Origin of the sequence: Pseudorhodobacter sp. (assembly GCF_034675685.1) — a bacterium.
In the GTDB taxonomy this organism is placed as follows: Bacteria; Pseudomonadota; Alphaproteobacteria; order Rhodobacterales; family Rhodobacteraceae; genus Pseudorhodobacter.
On the sequence record NZ_JAUCDA010000003.1, the window covers coordinates 59,452 to 78,579 of the forward strand.

15 protein-coding genes, 1 other RNA gene and 2 pseudogenes are annotated in these 19,128 nt (G+C 60.3%); 14 read left to right on the forward strand and 4 right to left on the reverse strand.

The annotated features are described in order from the left end of the window. The first annotated feature begins 108 nt into the window (after positions 1-108). Complete coding sequence (locus VDP61_RS03310; protein WP_323005531.1) at positions 109-1,845, forward strand: ASKHA domain-containing protein; 1,737 nt, start codon at positions 109-111, stop codon at positions 1,843-1,845. A gap of 133 nt (positions 1,846-1,978) precedes the next feature. Here the strand turns inward: VDP61_RS03310 and VDP61_RS03315 are convergent. Continuing rightward, positions 1,979-2,095, reverse strand: a pseudogene (locus tag VDP61_RS03315) (IS3 family transposase); the annotation flags it as partial. A 360-nt stretch (positions 2,096-2,455) separates the two neighbouring features. On the opposite strand from VDP61_RS03315, the gene gatC reads away from it, so the two are divergent. The 6 genes from gatC to rpmG all read left to right on the forward strand — a co-directional run bounded on the left by gatC (position 2,456) and on the right by rpmG (position 6,538). Continuing rightward, positions 2,456-2,743: an Asp-tRNA(Asn)/Glu-tRNA(Gln) amidotransferase subunit GatC gene (gene gatC, locus VDP61_RS03320; protein ID WP_323005532.1), complete on the forward strand. Its 288-nt coding sequence runs from the start codon at positions 2,456-2,458 to the stop codon at positions 2,741-2,743. Beyond that, the gene (gene gatA, locus VDP61_RS03325; RefSeq protein ID WP_323005533.1) at positions 2,740-4,221 is read left to right on the forward strand and encodes an Asp-tRNA(Asn)/Glu-tRNA(Gln) amidotransferase subunit GatA; all 1,482 of its coding nucleotides are present in this window, start codon (positions 2,740-2,742) and stop codon (positions 4,219-4,221) included. Before gatC ends, gatA begins: the two co-directional genes overlap by 4 nt. Before the next feature lie 36 nt (positions 4,222-4,257). Further along, positions 4,258-4,995: a hypothetical protein gene (locus tag VDP61_RS03330; RefSeq protein WP_323005534.1), complete on the forward strand. Its 738-nt coding sequence runs from the start codon at positions 4,258-4,260 to the stop codon at positions 4,993-4,995. An 8-nt stretch (positions 4,996-5,003) separates the two neighbouring features. After that, on the forward strand, positions 5,004-5,738 hold the full coding sequence (locus tag VDP61_RS03335; RefSeq protein ID WP_323005535.1) for an N-acetylmuramoyl-L-alanine amidase: 735 nt from the start codon (positions 5,004-5,006) through the stop codon (positions 5,736-5,738). Between the two features lie 12 nt (positions 5,739-5,750). After that, positions 5,751-6,172, forward strand: an RNA gene (rnpB, locus tag VDP61_RS03340) — RNase P RNA component class A. 198 nt (positions 6,173-6,370) lie between these two features. Further along, positions 6,371-6,538, forward strand: coding sequence for a 50S ribosomal protein L33 (gene rpmG / locus VDP61_RS03345; protein ID WP_323005536.1), 168 nt, complete (start codon positions 6,371-6,373; stop codon positions 6,536-6,538). Between the two features lie 220 nt (positions 6,539-6,758). Here the strand turns inward: rpmG and VDP61_RS03350 are convergent. The 3 genes and pseudogenes from VDP61_RS03350 to VDP61_RS03360 form a co-directional block, all read right to left on the reverse strand. Then, positions 6,759-7,539 (reverse strand): annotated as a pseudogene (locus tag VDP61_RS03350) (Bax inhibitor-1 family protein). A 352-nt stretch (positions 7,540-7,891) separates the two neighbouring features. Then, a complete protein-coding gene (locus VDP61_RS03355) occupies positions 7,892-8,584 on the reverse strand; it encodes a GntR family transcriptional regulator (protein ID WP_323005537.1) in 693 nt (230 codons plus the stop codon). Continuing rightward, positions 8,581-9,939: a formimidoylglutamate deiminase gene (locus VDP61_RS03360; protein WP_323005538.1), complete on the reverse strand. Its 1,359-nt coding sequence runs from the start codon at positions 9,937-9,939 to the stop codon at positions 8,581-8,583. Before VDP61_RS03360 ends, VDP61_RS03355 begins: the two co-directional genes overlap by 4 nt. Before the next feature lie 86 nt (positions 9,940-10,025). Here VDP61_RS03360 and hutI point away from each other — a divergent pair, with 86 nt between their 5' ends. The 7 genes from hutI (at position 10,026) to VDP61_RS03395 (ending at position 19,067) form a co-directional block, all read left to right on the forward strand. After that, entirely contained in the window at positions 10,026-11,222 is a 1,197-nt protein-coding gene (gene hutI, locus VDP61_RS03365) for an imidazolonepropionase (RefSeq protein ID WP_323005539.1), read from the forward strand. Beyond that, positions 11,219-12,733 carry a histidine ammonia-lyase gene (gene hutH, locus VDP61_RS03370; RefSeq protein ID WP_323005540.1) on the forward strand — a complete coding sequence of 505 codons (1,515 nt, stop codon included), beginning with the start codon at positions 11,219-11,221 and terminating at the stop codon, positions 12,731-12,733. The genes hutI and hutH overlap by 4 nt, the downstream gene beginning before the upstream one ends. Beyond that, complete coding sequence (locus VDP61_RS03375; RefSeq protein ID WP_323005541.1) at positions 12,730-13,917, forward strand: CoA transferase; 1,188 nt, start codon at positions 12,730-12,732, stop codon at positions 13,915-13,917. Before hutH ends, VDP61_RS03375 begins: the two co-directional genes overlap by 4 nt. After that, positions 13,914-15,056, forward strand: a complete 1,143-nt coding sequence (locus VDP61_RS03380) for an acyl-CoA dehydrogenase family protein (RefSeq protein WP_323005542.1) — start codon at positions 13,914-13,916, stop codon at positions 15,054-15,056. The genes VDP61_RS03375 and VDP61_RS03380 overlap by 4 nt, the downstream gene beginning before the upstream one ends. A 12-nt stretch (positions 15,057-15,068) precedes the next feature. Beyond that, a complete protein-coding gene (gene hutU, locus VDP61_RS03385) occupies positions 15,069-16,763 on the forward strand; it encodes a urocanate hydratase (protein WP_323005543.1) in 1,695 nt (564 codons plus the stop codon). A 92-nt stretch (positions 16,764-16,855) separates the two neighbouring features. Further along, positions 16,856-17,896 carry an aromatic ring-hydroxylating dioxygenase subunit alpha gene (locus tag VDP61_RS03390; protein WP_323005544.1) on the forward strand — a complete coding sequence of 347 codons (1,041 nt, stop codon included), beginning with the start codon at positions 16,856-16,858 and terminating at the stop codon, positions 17,894-17,896. 76 nt (positions 17,897-17,972) lie between these two features. Then, positions 17,973-19,067 carry a TRAP transporter substrate-binding protein gene (locus VDP61_RS03395; RefSeq protein WP_323005545.1) on the forward strand — a complete coding sequence of 365 codons (1,095 nt, stop codon included), beginning with the start codon at positions 17,973-17,975 and terminating at the stop codon, positions 19,065-19,067. Positions 19,068-19,128: the final 61 nt, after the last annotated feature.

Genomic DNA, 19,128 nt, shown 5'->3' on the forward strand with positions numbered 1-19,128 from the left:
GCTCAGGATGTTGCGCTGCTGCTTTGGCTATCCCCGACCGGAGGTTTTTTCGCAAGGAATTGGTCGCGGATTTCAGGGTTCTAACCACCACAGGGCAGGGCGATAAAGATGGATGAGACGTCAGCATTGTTACCTTGTCAGCATCACAGTGCGCCAACCGAAGGCCCTGCACAACGGGAAGCCGATTGCAAAAAGCTCTCCCACGAAAAGATTACTGTCAACCCTGCGGTTATACTCGTTGATGTCGAGGTTTGTCCGCCGAACAAAAGTCACACCGATGGTGATCTTGAGCGCCTGATCGTTGCTATTGCGGAAAAGACCGGGTTGGAGCCTGACATCGAATTTGAGGTGCTGGCGTCGTTGCAGTCAACGCTGCGCGCCGCCGATTGGCGCGTAACCTGTGTGATAAGGCGTGGCAACCGGCGCCACGGCCCCAAAGTGATCGACATTTGGCCCGGTGATTGCACACAAAGCGCCTATGGAATTGCCGTCGACATCGGCTCAACAACGATTGCGGTATATCTGTGCGACCTCGTGACGGGTAAGACGCTGGGCACATCCGAAATGACCAATCCGCAAGTGTCTTATGGCGCGGATGTGATGTCGCGCGTAAGCCATTCGATGATGCATCCGGGCACGCATCTGGATATGACAGCCGCCGTGCGTGAGGGTTTGCGCCAGTTGATCGGGGAACTGACCGAAAAACACCGCGTCTCTTCCTCGCAAGTGTTGGATGCGGTCGTTGTTTGCAACCCTATCATGCATCACCTTTTTCTGGGGTTTGATCCCTATGAGTTGGGGCAGTCACCGTTTACCTTTGCGACGTCCAAGGGCCTGAGCGTTGCGGCGCGCGACGTCGGTTTGCCAATTCATCCACGGGCGAACGCCTATCTTCTGCCCGCGGTTGGCAATCATGTTGGCGCAGATGCCGCCGCGGTTTTGCTGTGTGAAAACCTTCAATCAGCGGCAAGCATGACGCTGATCATCGACATCGGCACCAATGCCGAGTTTTTCTTGGGCAATAGCGCCGGCATCGTTGCCTCGTCTTCACCGACCGGGCCTGCCCTGGAGGGCGCGGAAATCACCCATGGGCAAAGGGCGGCACCCGGTGCAATTGAGCGTGTTCGCATTCACCCGGTCACAAAACATATATGTTTCAAGGTGATCGGGTCGGATCTATGGTCAGACGATCCCGCGTTCGAGGCGTCTATCCGTGGCATCGGCGTCACCGGCATCTGCGGTTCTGGGGTGATTGAGATGGTGGCCGAAATGCGCATGGCAGGCATTATTGACCAGACGGGCCGTATCGGTGGGCGCGAGGAAACGGGTTGCGCGGCCTGCTTTCAAGATGGCCGGACGGTTGCAGTATTGGTGTATCAAGGAACAACCAAGATCATTTTCACCAATAATGATGTTCGCGAAGTGCAAATGGCCAAGGCCGCACTTTACGCAAGCGTCCGTTTGCTGATGGATGCATTGGGCGTGCAGGCCGTCGATCGGATCGTTCTTGCTGGTGCCTTTGGCAGCCATATTTCCATCAAACACGCGATTGTTCTGGGGTTGATTCCTGATTGCGCGTTTGAAAACGTAACGGCTGTGGGTAATGCGGCGGGGGCCGGTGCCTGTGTCGCCCTGCTGGATATTGACGCTCGATACCAGATCGAAAGCGCCGTGCGCCATATCACCAATGTTGAAACTGCAACCCACCCGGATTTTCAGCGCTATTTCCTGAGTGCGTCAGACATTCCAAACGCCGATGACCCATTTTTGCTGCTGGCAAAACATCTGGCATTGCCCAGGGTTGATTTTCGCAAACGCTCCAACCGTCAGCGCGCCAGGCAATAGGCGTTTCGGAGGAAAGCTGAAGCGCCAATACCCTGCCGCGCTACGCGCTCGGTGATCTTGTTACGATCGCGTTCTGGTCTCTCAACTCATTTAAAGCGTTTCGATTGAGGGCTAGGGGGCTTTTGCTGCCTGATTATGAATGTCGGTGGCGCGGGTTATGGAACCCATTGATATAGTGCAAGATAGCACCTTCGGCTTGGCGGCATGTGCCCCAGCGGTTGCGCCAGATCAGTTCAGCCTTGATGGTTTGAAGGCCGTCTCAACCCTGACTTGCCCCCCCCCTCGCAGGCTTGCGTTGCCGGACAACGGGACGGGGCCTGTTTTTACATGCCCGACAAGGGGGCCAGCGGGCCCCCGCCTATTTAGGGCGCTCATCGCCTTGCCATTTCATATCTCTTTCATGGCAAATAGTGCTTGGAAGAGACAGGAACCAAACCGGGGCAAGACCAACAGGTCACGGGGCCAAATTTGCCGCGCCACTTCGGGCCGTTACACAGCAAAGATGAAACGCATTATTTGCCTGGGCGCAGGCGCATCTTCGGTCGTACCGCCGCTTGCACCCATCCACGCCTCAAGTTAAACGGGGGAAACGTTGAAAAAAGGGGCCGTCATGTCCATTGATATCGCTACCGCGCGCAGGGTCGCGAAACTTGCCCGGATCCGGGTTGAAGAGGCCGATTTGCCAGCCCTTGCAGGCGAGCTTTCTGGCATTCTCGGCTTTATGGAACAGCTGAACGAAGTGGATGTGGAGGGGGTCGAGCCGATGACCTCTGTCACCCCTATGCGCCTGAAGCGCCGCGAAGATGTGGTGACGGATGGCGATATCCAAGCGCAAATTCTGAAAAACGCGCCAGACGCGCGCGAAGGGTTTTTTGCAGTGCCGAAGGTGGTGGAATGACACATCTGAATGAGCTTACCATCGCTGCTGCCCGCGATGCCCTGCGCTGCGGCGAGATTACGGCGACAGATTTGACCATGGCCTGTCTGACCGCGATTGATGCGGGCGATGGATTGAATGCTTTTGTCCATAAAACGCCCGAAATCGCGCTTGAGATGGCCCAGGCCGCCGATGCCCGGATCAAGGCAGGCAATGCGCCCGACATGTGCGGCATTCCGCTGGGGATCAAGGATCTTTTCTGCACCAAGGGCGTGCCGTCTCAGGCGGCAAGCGCCATTCTGAAAGGCTTCAAGCCAGAGTACGAATCAACGGTCACGACCCGGCTTTTCGACGCTGGCGCGGTGATGTTGGGCAAGCTGAACATGGATGAATTCGCGATGGGCTCATCCAATGAAACATCTTGTTACGGAAACGCGATCAACCCGTGGAAGGTGGATGATCGCACCCTCACACCGGGCGGGTCCTCTGGCGGGTCGGCGGCGGCGGTGGCGGCGGATATGTGCCTTGCTGCGACGGGAACCGACACCGGCGGCTCCATCCGCCAGCCTGCGGCCTTTACCGGCATCGTTGGAATCAAACCGACCTATGGTCGCGTCAGCCGCTGGGGCGTGGTGGCCTTTGCCTCGTCGCTTGATCAGGCGGGGCCGATGACGAAATCGGTGCGGGATGCGGCCATCATGCTGGGCGCGATGTGCGGACATGATGCCAAGGACAGTACCAGCGCGGATTTGGCCGTGCCGGATTTTGAAGCCGCGCTTACCGGCGATATCCGCGGCAAGAAAATCGGCATCCCGCATGAATACCGTATGGACGGCATGCCTGCGGAAATTGAAAAGCTGTGGGCCGATGGCACGGCGATGCTGAAGGATGCGGGCGCGGAAATTGTTGATATTTCCCTGCCGCACACGAAATATGCCTTGCCCGCCTATTATGTGATCGCCCCGGCCGAGGCATCTTCGAACCTGGCACGTTATGATGGGGTGCGCTATGGCCACCGCGCGGCGCTGGGGGCGGGTGATGGCATCACCGAGATGTATGAGAAAACCCGCGCCGAAGGCTTTGGCCCAGAGGTGCAGCGCCGCGTGATGATCGGGACCTATGTGCTTTCTGCCGGGTTCTATGATGCCTATTACAATCGTGCGCGGCGCGTGCGTGCGCTGATCAAGCGCGATTTCGATCAGGTGTTTGCGGCAGGCATTGATGCGATTCTGACGCCCACAACCCCATCTTCTGCCTTTGGCTTGGGCGAGATGGCAAATGTGGACCCGATTCAGATGTATCTGAATGACGTGTTCACCGTGACCGTTAACCTTGCAGGCCTGCCCGGAATTTCAGTGCCCGTGGGGCAAGATGCGCAGGGCCTGCCGCTGGGCCTGCAAGTGATCGGCAAACCCTGGGATGAGGCTGGTTTGCTAAATCACGCCTATGTGCTTGAACAGGCCGCCGGTTTTGTGGCCAAAGCCGAAAAATGGTGGTAGATGCCAGTGCTGACCCAAATGCTACCGGAGCAGCACATGCATTCGCCTAAATTGCTTCTGGCCTGTCTGGCCCTTGCCGCGTGTTCAACCGCCGTTCCCGATAGTGGGGCCGGGGTTGGTTTTGGCGACTATTCCAGTTATGTGCGCCAGCGTGAGGCGGCTGCATCCGGGCAGGGGGCGCAGCCCTTGGGCGCGGCGGCAAGCCAGCCGGTTTTCTCGACCGATGCTGTTGGCGCGGCGATTGATAATGCCGCAAACAAAACCACCCCGCCCACGGGCCGCGTCATCGGGCAGGCCGCTGCGGCGCAAACCCCTTATGCCGCCAACCGCCCGCGTGGCGATGCGCCCGCTGGGATAAAGCAGGAAGCTGGCGAAATGGTGGGCGGCGGCCGTATTTCGGATGAGCAGGATTTCAGCGCGGTTGCGGCGCGCGAGAGTATTGAAAGCGATGCCGAGCGCCTTGCCGAACAGCGCGCGCAATATGAGGTGATTGCGCCGACTGCGCTGCCACAGCGTAGCGGCGGCCCGAATGCCAGCATTGTGCAATACGCGCTGTCCACGACAAACGCGCCGGGCGTGCAAATCTATGACCGCAGCAGTTTTTTCAAACGTGACCCCCTGAAAACCTGCGCCAAATATTCATCCCCCGACTTTGCGCAAGAGGCGTTCCTGGCGAATGGGGGGCCGCAAAAAGACCGAGACGGGCTGGACCCGGATGGCGACGGCTTTGCCTGCGGATGGGATCCGCGCCCGTTCCGCAACGCGTTGAAGTAAACCGCCCCATGCCGCTATCCCCGAATTTTGGCGAGCGGCGGGGTGGGCTGTTGCCAGAATTTGTGGTGCTCCACTATACGGCGATGGAAAGCTGCAAGGCGGCGATGGCGCGGCTGTGTGACCCGGCCTCTGAGGTTTCTGCGCATTACCTGATTGATTATGATGGCACGGTTCACGCGCTGGTCCCCGAGGCCGCGCGGGCCTGGCATGCCGGTGCCGGGCAATGGCGCGGGCTGGATGACCTCAATTCCCGCTCGATCGGGGTTGAGCTGGCGAATGACGGGGCTGAACCCTTTGCCGCGCCGCAGATGGCCGCGCTGGAACGGCTTTTGGCCGGGATCATGGGCCGTTGGGGCATCGAACCTGCCGCGGTGATCGGACATTCAGATATGGCGCCGGGCCGAAAATTTGACCCCGGTGCGCGATTTGATTGGCGGCGTCTGGCGCGGTCTGGCCTGTCGGTCTGGCCTGATGAGATGGCGTTGGCGCGGCCAGAGGGCCATTTTGCAGCGGCAAAGACCCATGATGCCTTTGCCGATGCGCTGCGGGCGTTTGGCTATCCTGTTCCCCCAGATCTGGCGGCAGGCTCTGCCCTTGCGATCTCCTTGCTGGATACATTTCGCAAGCGGTTCAGGCCGGGGGCCGGGTTTGGGGCAGGGCGGCCCGTTGAGCCCGCAGATATCTTGATTGCCCAAAACCTTGCCATGCGGTTTGGAGTTGAACACGGCCCCCTGAACGCTTAAGTATCGCTTTGCGCGGATGGCCGGATGACCGCGTGTTTGGCGTAGTCTTGCAAGAGAAACCGTCAGATGCGAGGAAAGTCCGGACTCCATGAGGCAAGGGTGCCGGGTAACGCCCGGCTGGGGTAACCCAAGGGAAAGCGCCACAGAGAAGAGAAAGCCTCGGTGTTTTGCGTGCAAAACGCTAAGGCAATGGTGAAACGGTGGGGTAAGAGCCCACCGCAGACGTGGTAACACGGATGGCAAGGCAAGCCCCACCCGGAGCAATGCCGAATAGGGACCTCATGCATGCGCTCTTTTGGGCAAATGCAGGGACGCTTCAGCCCCGAGGTCCGGGTTGGCAGCTAGAGCGCGTCAGTAATGGCGCGCCCAGAGGAATGGTCATCGAAGGGAGGCAACTCCCGGAACAAAATCCGGCTTACAGGCCATCCGCGCAGATTTTGGCCGCAAAGCATCTGTATTCCTTGGTTTTCAGGCTTTTGGGCCGGGCCTGCGGGCGATTGCAGCAGAGTGAAAATACTTCGGTTAAAAACAGGAATATCGCGTTGACTCGGGCCGCTGAGATGGGCATAAGCGCGTCTCATAAGGATTTCGCGTGGAAAGGTCTGTTTCCCACGCACGCAGGAGAAACGACTATGGCGAAGCCAGCGACAATCAAAATCCGCCTGAACTCGACGGCAGGCACTGGCCACTTTTATGTGACCAAGAAGAATGCGCGTACGCTGACCGAAAAGATGGTTGTACGCAAGTACGACCCGGTAAAGCGTGAGCATGTCGAGTATAAGGAAGGCAAGATCAAGTAAGATCTTGCCAAAACGAACAAAGAACAAGGCCGCACCGTTTGGTGCGGCTTTTTCTATTTCACCCTTGCAGTTAAAAGGCGGCGGCTGATCTTAGCGGTTCAAACTTGGCCCGCCGCCGGGGTGTTCGGCGGCTGACAGCGCCGTGTAAATCCGCAAACCAGCCTGTAAAAAGAAAAGGGCCGCCCGAAGGCGACCCCAGTCATCCGTCAATGTTGGGTGCTTATTCGCGGTTGCCCATGAAGCTGAGCAAGAACATGAACATGTTGATAAAGTCGAGGTACAGGCGCAGCGCACCCATGATTGCAGACTTTGCCAGCCATTCGCTATTGGCCTGTTGCGCCTGTGCGACATATTCAGTCTTGATCGACTGGGTGTCATAGGCGGTAAGACCCGCAAAGATCAGCACGCCGATGGTCGAGATGGCAAAGGCCAGCGCCGAGGAGGCGAGGAAGATGTTCACGATCATAGCAACGATCAGCCCGATCAGGCCCATCATCAGGAAGGTGCCCATGGCCGACAGATCTTTTTTTCGTCGTGTAGCCGTAAAGCGACAGACCCGCGAAAGCGATTGCGGTGATCAAGAAGGTCTGCGCGATCGACGCGCCTGTGTAGATGAGAAAGATCGACGAGATCGAGACGCCCATCATCACGGCAAAGCTGTAAAAGAACAGTTGTGCCGCGCCATAGGACAGACGGTTGATCATTGCACTAAAGGCAAAAACCATGATCAGCGGCGCAAACATGATCACCCATTTCAGCGGCGACAGGTAGATTGCCTGACCAAGGCTGGTCAAGAGGGTGCCATTGCCAAGCTGTACGGTCGCCAAATTGGGGTCCAGCGTGGTGGAAAGGCCCGCAATCGCCCAAGCCGCCGCGCCCGTCATCAACATGCCGACCGACATCAGCCCGTAGACCTTGTTCATATGGGCGCGAAGCCCCGCGTCGATCTGTGCAGAACGGGTGCCTGCGCCGACCGAATTGATGGTGTGATACTCAGCCATTAAAGCCTCCGTTATAATTCCAGTGCGAGGGATGCATTCGCAAACCTACCTGCCACAGGATATTGGAGGGATGGGCCGCAATATCAAGTGTTTCCATCTGCATTTCTTCATTTAAGCGCCGTATTTGTCTAAAATTGATTGGGCGCTGGGGGTAAGCGATTTCAGCGCACCCGATGCGGCGGCGCCTTTTCAGGTTGCGCGGTGGCTTTTGCCGGTGGGCGGGGCCGGTAACGTGCCGTTGTTCCGAAACGTGCCGCCACGCCGGGGCCGGCACGTTGCGCCGGCCTCTGTTTGCCACGCGTGTCAGGTCGTTCTGCCAAGTTGAGACACCGCCGAGGGCAATACCCGCAGATCAGATTGCGGCAACCATCTGGTATCCGGGGGCATAGCAAAGCCGAACTGCCGTGATTGGCAGGGCCCCGGCCCAAGTGGTTCGATCCACGGTGAAAAGGGCGGCGCCGGGCGCGCAGTTCAAATGCTTGGCAACGCTGTCCGGCGCGTTGATGGCACCAAAAGCAAAGTCACCAAGAGAGAAGGTCGCGTTTTGTACCAGCCATTCATTGGCGCTGATGGTGGTTAGATCTGCCTCGGCAATCTCGGGCACGGCGGTTGGGTTGATCCAGCGATCCTCAAGGCAAAAAGGGGCGTCATCGGCCAGATGCAGCGCCAGCACATGAATCATCGGGGCTGTGGCATCCAGTTTGAATTGGCTGCAAACAGCAGCAGGCGGGGCGGCATCGCTATGGCTTAGCAATCTGTAGCTATAGCTGTGGCCGCGCTCCTCGATGTTCTGGCGGATGATCGGGATGTCCAGCGTTGCCTTGCGTACCGGGTTCATGGGTACGCGTGTGCCGGCCTTGCGGCGGCGTTCCAGCAGCCCCGCCTCGGCCAGTTCACGCAGCGCCCGGTTTACCGTGCCCCGCGCGCAGCCAAGTTCCGCCGCCAGATCGGCCTCATGCGGAATTTGCCCACCGGGCGGCCATTCGCGCGACCGAATACGCCGCAAGGCCTCGGCCTGAACCGATTGCCAGGTGATCGTGGTCACAGCGCGCGCAGTTTGGTCACGGTGGCAGTATAGCCAGCCGTGATGGCGTCATGCGCATGGTGCCGCCCGCCGGTTACCAGATGGCGGCCTGCCGACCAAAGATCGGACACCATGCGGTCATCCCCGGCAAAGATATAGGCGTCAAGCGTGGTATCGCCCTGATGCCCCGCCATATCTGGGCCAGTGCTGTTCAATGCGACCAGATCGGCCAACTTGCCAACCGCAATCACGCCGGCATCGCGGCCCGCCGCCTGTGCGCCGCCCCGTGCCGCGGTTTCAAACAGAACCCGCCCGGTGGATTTATCAGCACTGGCAAGGGCCGCGCGCGACCGATCACGCAGGCGTTGGCTGTAATCCAGCGTGCGCAGCTCCTCGGACAGCGCGATGCGGATATTGCTGTCAGAGCCGATGCCCCAGCGGCCCCCTTGGGCGGCATAGCTGACGCCATCGAATATCCCGTCGCCCAGTGATGATTCGGTGATCGGGCACAGGCCCGCAACCGCGCCCGATGCAGCCAGACCGCTGGTTTCATGCGGCTCCATCTGTGTGCAGTGGATCAGGCACCAGCGGGCATCAACCTGCGCATTCGCCAGCAGCCATTCGGTGGGCCGTGCGCCGCGATGGGCCAGCAGCTCATCCACCTCGGCCACCTGTTCGGCCAGATGCATATGGATCGGCGCGTTGGGGCGCAGGCTGGCGGCAAAACCCAACCCATCAACCGACACGGCGCGCAGGGAATGGGGGGCAACGCCCAGCACGGTATCTGTTGGCAGGGTGGCCAATGCGGCCTCGGCCCCTTGCATCAGCAGGGCAAATTCATCGGGTGTATTGCCAAAGCGGTTCTGGCCGGGGCCAAGGCTGCGGCCATCGCAGCCGCCAAATTCATAGAGCACCGGCAGCAGCGTCAGGCCCAGCCCGGTTTGTTCGGCCGCAGCGGCCACCCGTGCCGCCATTTCAGCAAGGTTGGCATAAGGCGTGCCGCCGGGGCCGTGGTGCAGATAGTGAAATTCAGCCACGGCAGCATAGCCCGCCTCGGCCATTTCCATCTGTACGAAGGCGGCAATCGCCTGCACATCCTCGGGCGTCAGCCGATCAAGAAAGCGGTACATCAACTGCCGCCAGGTCCAGAAACTGTCGCGCGGGTTGGGGCCACGCCTTTCGGTCAACCCGGCCATCGCGCGCTGAAAGGCGTGGGAATGCAGGTTGCTGGGGGCAGGCAGCAGCACGCCAACGCGCTGGCCCTGCGGGGCAGCACCCACAGCGATGTTCGCAATCTTGTCGCCCTGCAGGGTAATGGCCACGTTTTTCGCCCAGCCATCCGCCAAAAGTGCCTGCTCTGCCCAGAGTATCGTCATGCTGTAGCCCATCCCAATTTCACGCGCAGCGTGTTGACAGATTTAATATGTATGTACATAATAACCGAAATGCGGGAGGAATCAAGATGGAAATCGGGACGCAAACGGTCATCCTTGGCGGCGGTGTGACGGGCGCGGGGGCGTTTTTGCCGCAAGGGGCTGTGGTGCTGGATCAGGGGGTGATCCGCTGGGCCGGGGCACAAGCAGACCTGCCGGCGGAATACGCAAGCTGGCAGCGCAGCGACTTGCAGGGCCGCTTGCTGACCCCGGCTTTCATTGATTGCCATACCCATATCGTGCATGGCGGCCACCGCGCGCGCGAATTTGAAATGCGGCTACAAGGCGCAAGTTACGAAGAAGTTGCCCGCGCCGGTGGTGGCATCATCTCAACCGTCACCGACACCCGCGCGGCAGATGAAGACAGCCTTGTGGCGCAGGCCTTGCCGCGTCTGGATGCGCTGATCGGCGAGGGGGTTTCTTGCGTCGAGGTGAAGTCCGGCTATGGGCTGGACGTAGAGACCGAATTGCGGATGCTGCGCGCGGCGCGGCGCTTGGGGCAAATGCGCCCGGTGCGTATACGGACCAGCTTTCTGGGGGCGCATGCGGTGCCTGCCGCCTATAAATCCCGCGCTGACGCCTATATTGATGATCTGTGCATCCCCGCCCTGCGTGCTGCCCATGCCGAAGGGCTGGTCGATGCGGTTGATGGGTTTTGTGAGGGAATAGCCTTTGATACCAAGCAGATCGCCCGCGTCTTTGATGTAGCGCGCGAACTTGGTTTGCCGGTAAAGCTGCACGCTGAACAACTGTCGCATATTGGCGGAACCGCGCTTGCGGCACGGTATGGCGCGATGTCGGTCGATCATGTCGAATATGCGACGGAAGCGGATGCCAGGCTGCTGGCCGCCTCTGGCACAGTGGCGGTGCTGCTGCCCGGCGCGTTCTATGCCATTCGCGAAACCCAGATGCCGCCGGTCGCGGCCTTTCGCGCCCACGGTGTGCCGATGGCGCTGGCGACCGATTGCAACCCCGGCTCCTCGCCTTTGAATTCGCTTTTGCTGACGATGAATATGGCCTGCACCCTGTTCCGGCTGACCCCGGATGAGGCGCTGCGCGCGGTGACGGTGAATGCCGCCCGGGCGCTGGGCCTGAACGATACGGGCAGTATTGCGCCGGGGATGCGCGCCGATCTGTCGATCTGGAACGTCGAAACCCCGGCCGAACTGGCCTACCGCTTTGGCTTTAACCCGCTGCATCAGCGGATCTTTGGAGGCGCGATATGAAGCTGACACCGGGTGCTACCACGCTGGAGCAACTTGAAACCTTGTGGCGCGGGGACGGTATCGCGGTGCTGGACCCTGCCGCGCGGGGGGGCGTTGAGGCTGCCTGTGCGCAGGTTGCCGCCGCCGCTGCCGGAACCGTCGCAGTCTATGGCGTCAACACCGGCTTTGGCAAACTCGCCAGCGTCAAGATCGCGCAAGAAGATACCGCGACGCTGCAACGCAATCTGATCTTGTCGCATTGCTGCGGCGTGGGTGAGGCGCTGGATGAGGGCGCGACCCGCCTGATGATGGCGCTGAAGCTGCTGTCACTGGGCCGCGGTGCGTCTGGTGTGCGCTGGGCGGTGATTGAGCAGATCGAGTCGCTGCTGGCGCAGGGCGTGATTCCGGTCATTCCGGCGCAGGGTTCGGTTGGGGCGTCGGGCGACTTGGCACCCTTGGCCCATATGACCGCAACCATGATCGGCGCGGGCGAGGCAATCTATAAAGGCAAGCGCATGGCCTCGGGCGAGGCGCTGAAGGCGGCGGGGCTGACCCCGCTGGTGCTTGGCCCCAAAGAGGGGCTTGGCCTGATCAACGGCACCCAGTTTTCCACGGCGCTGGCCTTGGTCGGCCTGTTTGAAGGCTGGCAGAATGCGCGCGCATCGCTGGTGACAGCCGCCATGTCGACCGATGCGATCATGGGGTCTACCGCCCCGTTGCAGCCCGAAATCCATAGCCTGCGCGGCCATCGTGGCCAAATCGACGTGGCCCATGCCTTGCGCATGATCATGGAGGGCTCGATCATCCGCGAAAGCCACCGTGAGGGTGACACCCGCGTCCAGGACCCGTATTGCATCCGCTGTGTGCCGCAAGTGGTGGGGGCCGCCGTAGACCTTTTGCGCTTTGCTGCCACAACGCTGGAAACCGAGGCGAATGCGGTTACCGACAACCCGCTTGTTGTCAGTGCGGGCATCATTTCCGGTGGTAACTTCCACGCAGAACCCGTTGCTTTTGCTGCCGATATCATTGCGTTGGCCCTGGCCGAAATTGGGGCGATTGCGCAGCGCCGCGTGGCGCTGATGGTGGACCCGACGCTGAGCCACGATCTGCCGCCGTTCCTGACGCCGGCACCGGGCCTGAACTCTGGCTTCATGATCGCCGAGGTTACAACGGCGGCGCTGATGAGCGAGAACAAGCATCTTGCCAACCCCTGTTCGACTGACAGTACCCCGACATCCGCCAACCAGGAAGATCACGTTTCCATGGCCGCCCATGGCGCGCGCCGCTTGGGGCGCATGAACGCCAATCTTTCGGTGATCCTGGGGGTAGAGGCGCTGTGTGCTGCGCAGGGCATTGGCTTTCGCGCGCCTTTGGAAACGTCATCCGCCTTGCAAGCGGCAGTGGCCGCGCTGCGTCAGGTTTCGCCCGCGTTGAAAGAAGATCGCTACCTTGCCCCCGATATCGAGGCCGCTGCCGCCCTTGTCCGCACCGGCGCGCTGACCGCTGCTGCCGGGTTGCAGGTGACACTTTGAAGCCGCTTGCAGGCATCCGGGTGCTGGACCTGACCCGCGTTCTGGCAGGCCCTTTCTGTACCGCGTTGATGGCTGATCTGGGGGCGGAAATCATCAAGGTAGAACCCCCGCAGGGGGATGATTACCGCCATATCGGCCCGTTTGTGGATGGCCATTCGGCGCTGTTTGCCTTGACCAATCGCGGCAAATCTTCGGTCGTGCTGGACCTCAAGACCGCCGAGGCGCAGGCGCTCGCCCGCCAGATCGCCGCAACCTGCGATGTGGTCGTGGAAAACTTCCGCCCCGGCGTTGCTGCCAAACTGGGCTTGGGGGCCGATGCCCTGCGCCATGAGAACCCCGCGCTGATCTATTGCTCGATTTCTGGCTTTGGCCAGGATGGTCCGTTCAGCGACCTGCCCGCCTATGATATCGTGGTTCAGGCGATGTCGGGCCTGATGGAGGCGAATGGCGAAGAAGGCGGCGCGCCGCTGAAAGTGGGCGAGGCGCTGGGCGACCTGATGGCGGGGCTTTACGCCGCCTGGGGTATCGCTGCGGCGCTTGTGGGGCGGGCGCAAACCGGGCAGGGTGCAAGCCTTGACGTTGCGATGTTCGACGCGTTGTTTTCGCTGCTGCCAACCAGCCATGCCATTCATTTCTATGCGAAATCTGCGGTGGAACGGGTCGGCAACCGCCACCCGCTTTCCACCCCCTTTGGCGCCTATGCCACCTTGGATGGCCACGCGATTATCGCCGTGCTGGGCGACCGCCAGTTTGCAGCCCTGTGCGGCGTGATCGGCGTGCCCGAGGCGGCAAGCGACCCGCGTTATGCCACCGATACGACGCGCACCCAAAATGAACCCGCGCTAAAAGCGCTGATCGAGGCGTGGTCGCGCCAACACACAACCGCACAGGCAGTTGAGGCCCTGCGCGGCGCCTATATCCCGACCGCGCCCATTCTGACGCTGGCGCAGGCCGCAAACAGCCCGCATGCCGCCGCGCGCGGTCTTGTCTCTGACCTGCCGCATCACGGGCTTGGCACCGCGCCCATCATCGGCCAACCCGTAAGATTTAACGGCGAAAAGCCGGTTGCCAGCACCGGTGCGCCCGCATTGGGCGGGGGATCACGCGATGTGATGGCCGCGCTTGGCCTGACCGAAACCCAAATCAGCGGCCTGATCGCCGCCGGAATAGTGAGGGCCACATGACCGACATGTATTATATGCTGGATGAGGGCGAAGCCGCTTTCATCACCCAACTTGAACGCTTTGCCAGCGATGAGCTTGCGCCAAAGGCCCATGCCACCGACGAATCCGGTGCTTTCGTGCATGAGCAAATTCGCGCGCTTGCCCAAACCGGGATGATGGGCGCCAACCTGCCCGAGGTTTGGGGCGGCGCAGATATTTCGGCGCAAGCGCTGCTGCGGGCCGTCAGCCTTATTGCGGGTGCCTGTGGCTCTACCGTTTCGGCCCTGACAGCGCATTACCTTGCAACCGATTCCATTCTGCTTGGCGGTGATGATGCCATTCGCGCGCGCTATCTTCCCGATGCAGCCACCGGCGCCAAGCTTGGCGCTTTTGCACTAACCGAACCTTTTGCGGGGTCAGACCCGGCAGATATGCGCACAAAATCTACAAAAACCGAACAAGGCTGGCATCTCAAGGGGCGCAAGTGCTTCATCTCGAACGGCGGTGTGGCCGATTTTCTTGTGGTTTTCGCTGTCACCGATCCTGCCGCTGCACATCGCGGTATCTCGGCTTTCGTGGTTGATAAAGGCACCCCCGGTCTGGAACCGGGCCGCGCCGAAAAAACCATGGGCCTGAAAGGGGGCCATGTCTGGGAATTGGATTTTGATTGCCATCTGCCCGCAACCGCGATGCTTGGCCCCGAAGGCTCGGGCTTCAAGACCGCGATGAAAGTGCTGGACAATGGTCGGCTGGAGGTGGCTGCCATGTGTATCGGCATCGCCCGTGCCGCCCTTGCGGCTGCGACCGAATGGGCCAAGACCCGCATCATCGGCGGCGAGGCCCTGGCGCAAAAACAAGGTATCCGCTGGCAATTGGCCGATATGGCGCTGGACCTGCATGCATCCGAGACGATCGCGCTGGAGGCAGCCCGTCTGCGTCAGGCCGGAACGCGCTTTTCCATGCAAGCGAGCATGGCCAAACTTCACGCCTCGGAAATGGCCGGGCGCGTCACGGACGGCGCAATTCAGATCCACGGTGGCTATGGCTTTACCCGCGATTTCCCGCTGGAACGCTATGCCCGCGATGTACGGATCATGCGCATCTATGAAGGCTCTTCCGAAATTCAACGCAATATAATCGCCGCCCATCTGCTGGCTTGAACGGAGAATATCATGACAAATCCCCCAAATAATCCGCGCCACAACACCCGCGATATCTATCCGGCAACGGGCACCGAGATCAGCGCGAAAAGCTGGCTGACCGAAGCCCCCTTGCGGATGCTGATGAACAACCTGCACCCGGATGTGGCCGAAAACCCGCATGAATTGGTGGTGTACGGCGGCATCGGCCGCGCTGCCCGCACATGGGAAGATTTCGACCAGATTTGCGCCAGCCTGCGCGACCTGAACGATGACCAGACCCTTTTGGTGCAATCGGGCAAACCCGTCGGCGTGTTTCGCACCCACAAGGATGCACCGCGCGTGCTGATCGCCAACTCCAACCTCGTGCCGCATTGGGCGACCTGGGATCATTTCAACGAGTTGGATAAGCGCGGCCTTGCGATGTATGGCCAGATGACCGCTGGTTCATGGATTTACATTGGCACCCAGGGCATCGTGCAAGGTACCTATGAAACCTTTGCTGAGGCTGGCCGCCAGCACTACCAAGGCTCGCTGAAAGGCAAGTGGATATTGACCGCCGGTCTTGGCGGCATGGGCGGCGCGCAGCCGCTGGCCGCTGTAATGGCAGGCGCGTGCTGCCTTGCGGTGGAATGTGACGAAACCCGCGCCGATTTCCGCATCCGCACCCGCTATTGCGACGAAAAAGCCCATACGCTGGATGAGGCATTGGCCCTGATTGACAAATGGACCAAGGCAGGCGAGGCGAAATCCGTAGCCCTGATCGGCAACGCCGCCGAGGTATTCCCCGAACTTTACGCCCGCATGAAAGCCGGTGGGCCGCGCCCCGATATGGTCACCGACCAAACCTCGGCGCATGACCCGATCCATGGCTATCTGCCCTTGGGCTGGACCGTGGCCGAATGGCGCGCCAAGCAGGAATCCGACCCCAAAGCGGTAGAAAAAGCCGCCCGCGCCAGCATGAAAACCCATGTTGCGGCGATGGTTGATTTCTGGAATGCCGGCGTGCCAACACTGGATTACGGCAACAATATCCGCCAAGTGGCACTGGAAGAGGGCCTTGAAAACGCCTTTGCCTTTCCCGGTTTCGTGCCCGCCTATATCCGCCCGCTGTTTTGCAAAGGCATCGGCCCGTTCCGCTGGGTCGCGCTGTCGGGCGATCCCGAAGATATCTACAAAACCGATCAGGCGATGAAAGAGCTGTTCCCGGAAAACGCACATTTGCACAATTGGCTGGATATGGCCCGCGACCGCATCGCCTTTCAGGGCCTGCCCGCCCGCATCTGCTGGATCGGCCTCGGTGATCGCCACAAGGCTGGCCTGAAATTCAATGAAATGGTCGCATCCGGCGAACTCAAGGCGCCCATCGTCATCGGCCGTGATCACCTCGATTCAGGCTCTGTCGCCTCGCCCAACCGTGAAACCGAATCCATGAAGGACGGCTCCGACGCAGTATCCGACTGGCCACTGTTGAACGCGCTGCTCAACACCGCTTCGGGCGCAACCTGGGTCAGCCTCCATCACGGTGGCGGCGTTGGCATGGGCTTCTCGCAGCATTCGGGCATGGTGATCGTTGCTGATGGCACCGAAGATGCGGCGCGCCGTCTGCATAACGTGCTGTGGAACGATCCGGCGACCGGCGTCATGCGCCACGCCGATGCTGGCTATGATATCGCGCTCGATTGCGCCCGCGACCATAACCTGAATCTCCCCGCCATTTTGAAATAATGCGCGGCCCCTGCTTTCTTTTCGGCACAAATATCCCACGGGGGTCCGGGGGCGTGAAGCCCCCGGCGCTTGCCACATAAAGGACCGTAAACATGTTTCTCAAAAACGCCTGGTACGTCGCCGCATGGGACCATGAGGTTTCCAATACCCTCAAGCAAATCATGGTTTTGGGGGAAAAGATCTGTATCTACCGGAACAGCAGGAACGAAGTCATCGCGCTCGATGATGCCTGCCCACATCGCAAGCTGCCCCTCTCCAAAGGCCGCTTGAAAGGCGATCAGGTTGAATGTGGTTATCATGGCCTCACCTTTGATTGTGCGGGCAAATGCGTCTGGGCGCCGGGTACCGGGCGCATTCCCTCCAACGCCAATGTCCACGCCTATCCTACCCATGAAAAATACGGGCTGGTCTGGATCTGGATGGGCAACCCCGCCATGGCCGACGCCACGGAAATCTTCGAGATTGAGCATTGGGGCGACCCCGCCTGGGGCATCAACCGCGGTCAGGCGATGGAACTGCCCTGCAATTACCTGCTGATGTGCGACAATCTGCTTGATCCGACCCATGTTGCCTGGGTCCATGCCGGATCCTTTGCGCAAGATGCAACCAAGGATACCCCGCTGCGGGTCACCAAAACCGACAATGGCATCATTGTGCATCGCTGGATGATGAATGTCGAACCCGCCCCGTTTTACAAAAAAGTCGTGCCCTTCACCGGCAATTGCGACCGTCTGCAGCATTATGAGGTGCGCTATCCCAGCCATGCCCTGATCCGCGCGGTGTTCACGCCCGCCGGCACCGGCGGCCCGGATGGACCACTTCACAAAGACACGTTCATCATGGACAGCCTGAATTTCATGACGCCGACCAGCGCCACGGAAACCCGCTACTATTGGTTCCAACTGCGCAACATCCGCCCCGATGATGACGCGCTGAGCGCGATGATGACCGAAGACGTGCAGCACGCGTTTGAGGAAGATCGCGCCATCCTGACCGAAGTGCAAATCGGTATGACCAATAAAACCACGCCGCATATTGACTTGCCGATCGACGGCGGCCAACTACGCTTTCGCCGCAAGCTGGAGGCGATGATCGCTGAAGAACAGGCTGTCGACATCAAAATGCAGCAATGACAAAGATCAAGGCAGGCCCTCAAGACGCCCGTCTGTCTGATACCGAAGACGACCATCCAAAAAAGGGAGAAGACCTATGAAAAGACGTAACTTTATCACCGCCGCAGCGGGTGCCGGTATCGGTGCTGCCGCATTGGCCACACCTGCCATCGCGCAAGACGTGCGCAAGTGGCGCCTTGTGTCGGCCTGGCCGAAAAACCTTCCCGGTCCCGGTGTTGCAGCCCAAATGCTGGCTGACCGCATCACCGCGCTTTCGGGTGGCCGGATCGAGGTCGAGCTTTTCGCCGCAGGCGAAATCGTTCCCGGCCCCGGCGTGTTTGACGCGGTGGGCGAAGGCACCGCCGAAATTTATCACGCCGTTCCCGCCTATTGGGGCAGCAAATCCAAAGGCATCCTGCTGTTCGGCAGCCAGCCCTTGGGCCTGACGGCTATTGAGCAGCAAGGCTGGATGATGCAGGGCGGCGGGCAGGCGCTTTACGATGAAATGTACGCGCGCTTTAACGTCAAACCTTTCCTGACCGGCAACTCCGGTCCGCAATGGGCTGGCTGGTTCCGCAAGGAAATCAAGTCGTTGGACGATCTGAAGGGCCTGAAATACCGCACCACCGGCCTGAACTCTGAAGTCATGTCCAAACTTGGCGTCGCGGTTGAGGCGATGTCGGGCCCCGCCATGTTCCAGGCCCTGCAATCCGGTGCGCTGGATGCGGGTGAGTTTATCGGCCCCTGGACCGATAGCGCGCTCGGCCTTTATCAAGTCGCCCCCTATTTCTACGGCCCCGGCCCCGGCGAGCCTTGCTCGGCCGAGGAATGTGGCATCAATCTTGCGGCATGGAACGACCTGCCGGATGATCTGAAACAGGCGGTCGAGGCCGCAACGCAGTCGATGTATAACCCGGTTCTGACCGAGTATAACACCAAGCATGCGCTGGCCCTGCGCGAACTGGTTGCGACCCACGGCGTGCAGTTGCGCCAATGGCCCGAAGAAATCACCATCGCCATGGGCAATGCCATGGGTGAAGTGATCACCGAGCTGCGCAACTCTGACGATGAGCTGGTGCGCCGTATCACCGAAAGCTTCCTTGAGTATCGCCGCCTGATGGTTGAATACATGCCATGGGCCGATAACGGCCAGATGAACGCCCGCAATCTGGCATTCAACTACGGCGACTGATCAAGTTCGCGGCCCCTGACAATTCGGGGGCCGCAGCCACTTAAAAGGGCGAAACAAGGGG

Coding starts and splice junctions, on each gene's coding strand:
- hutU (WP_323005543.1), top strand. CDS start 15,069: ATGACAAATCCCCCAAATAATCCGCGCCACAACACCCGCGATATCTAT.
- gatA (WP_323005533.1), top strand. CDS start 2,740: ATGACACATCTGAATGAGCTTACCATCGCTGCTGCCCGCGATGCCCTG.
- VDP61_RS03395 (WP_323005545.1), top strand. CDS start 17,973: ATGAAAAGACGTAACTTTATCACCGCCGCAGCGGGTGCCGGTATCGGT.
- VDP61_RS03330 (WP_323005534.1), top strand. CDS start 4,258: ATGCATTCGCCTAAATTGCTTCTGGCCTGTCTGGCCCTTGCCGCGTGT.
- VDP61_RS03380 (WP_323005542.1), top strand. CDS start 13,914: ATGACCGACATGTATTATATGCTGGATGAGGGCGAAGCCGCTTTCATC.
- rpmG (WP_323005536.1), top strand. CDS start 6,371: ATGGCGAAGCCAGCGACAATCAAAATCCGCCTGAACTCGACGGCAGGC.
- VDP61_RS03310 (WP_323005531.1), top strand. CDS start 109: ATGGATGAGACGTCAGCATTGTTACCTTGTCAGCATCACAGTGCGCCA.
- VDP61_RS03390 (WP_323005544.1), top strand. CDS start 16,856: ATGTTTCTCAAAAACGCCTGGTACGTCGCCGCATGGGACCATGAGGTT.
- VDP61_RS03335 (WP_323005535.1), top strand. CDS start 5,004: ATGCCGCTATCCCCGAATTTTGGCGAGCGGCGGGGTGGGCTGTTGCCA.
- hutI (WP_323005539.1), top strand. CDS start 10,026: ATGGAAATCGGGACGCAAACGGTCATCCTTGGCGGCGGTGTGACGGGC.
- hutH (WP_323005540.1), top strand. CDS start 11,219: ATGAAGCTGACACCGGGTGCTACCACGCTGGAGCAACTTGAAACCTTG.
- gatC (WP_323005532.1), top strand. CDS start 2,456: ATGTCCATTGATATCGCTACCGCGCGCAGGGTCGCGAAACTTGCCCGG.
- VDP61_RS03360 (WP_323005538.1), bottom strand. CDS start 9,939: ATGACGATACTCTGGGCAGAGCAGGCACTTTTGGCGGATGGCTGGGCG.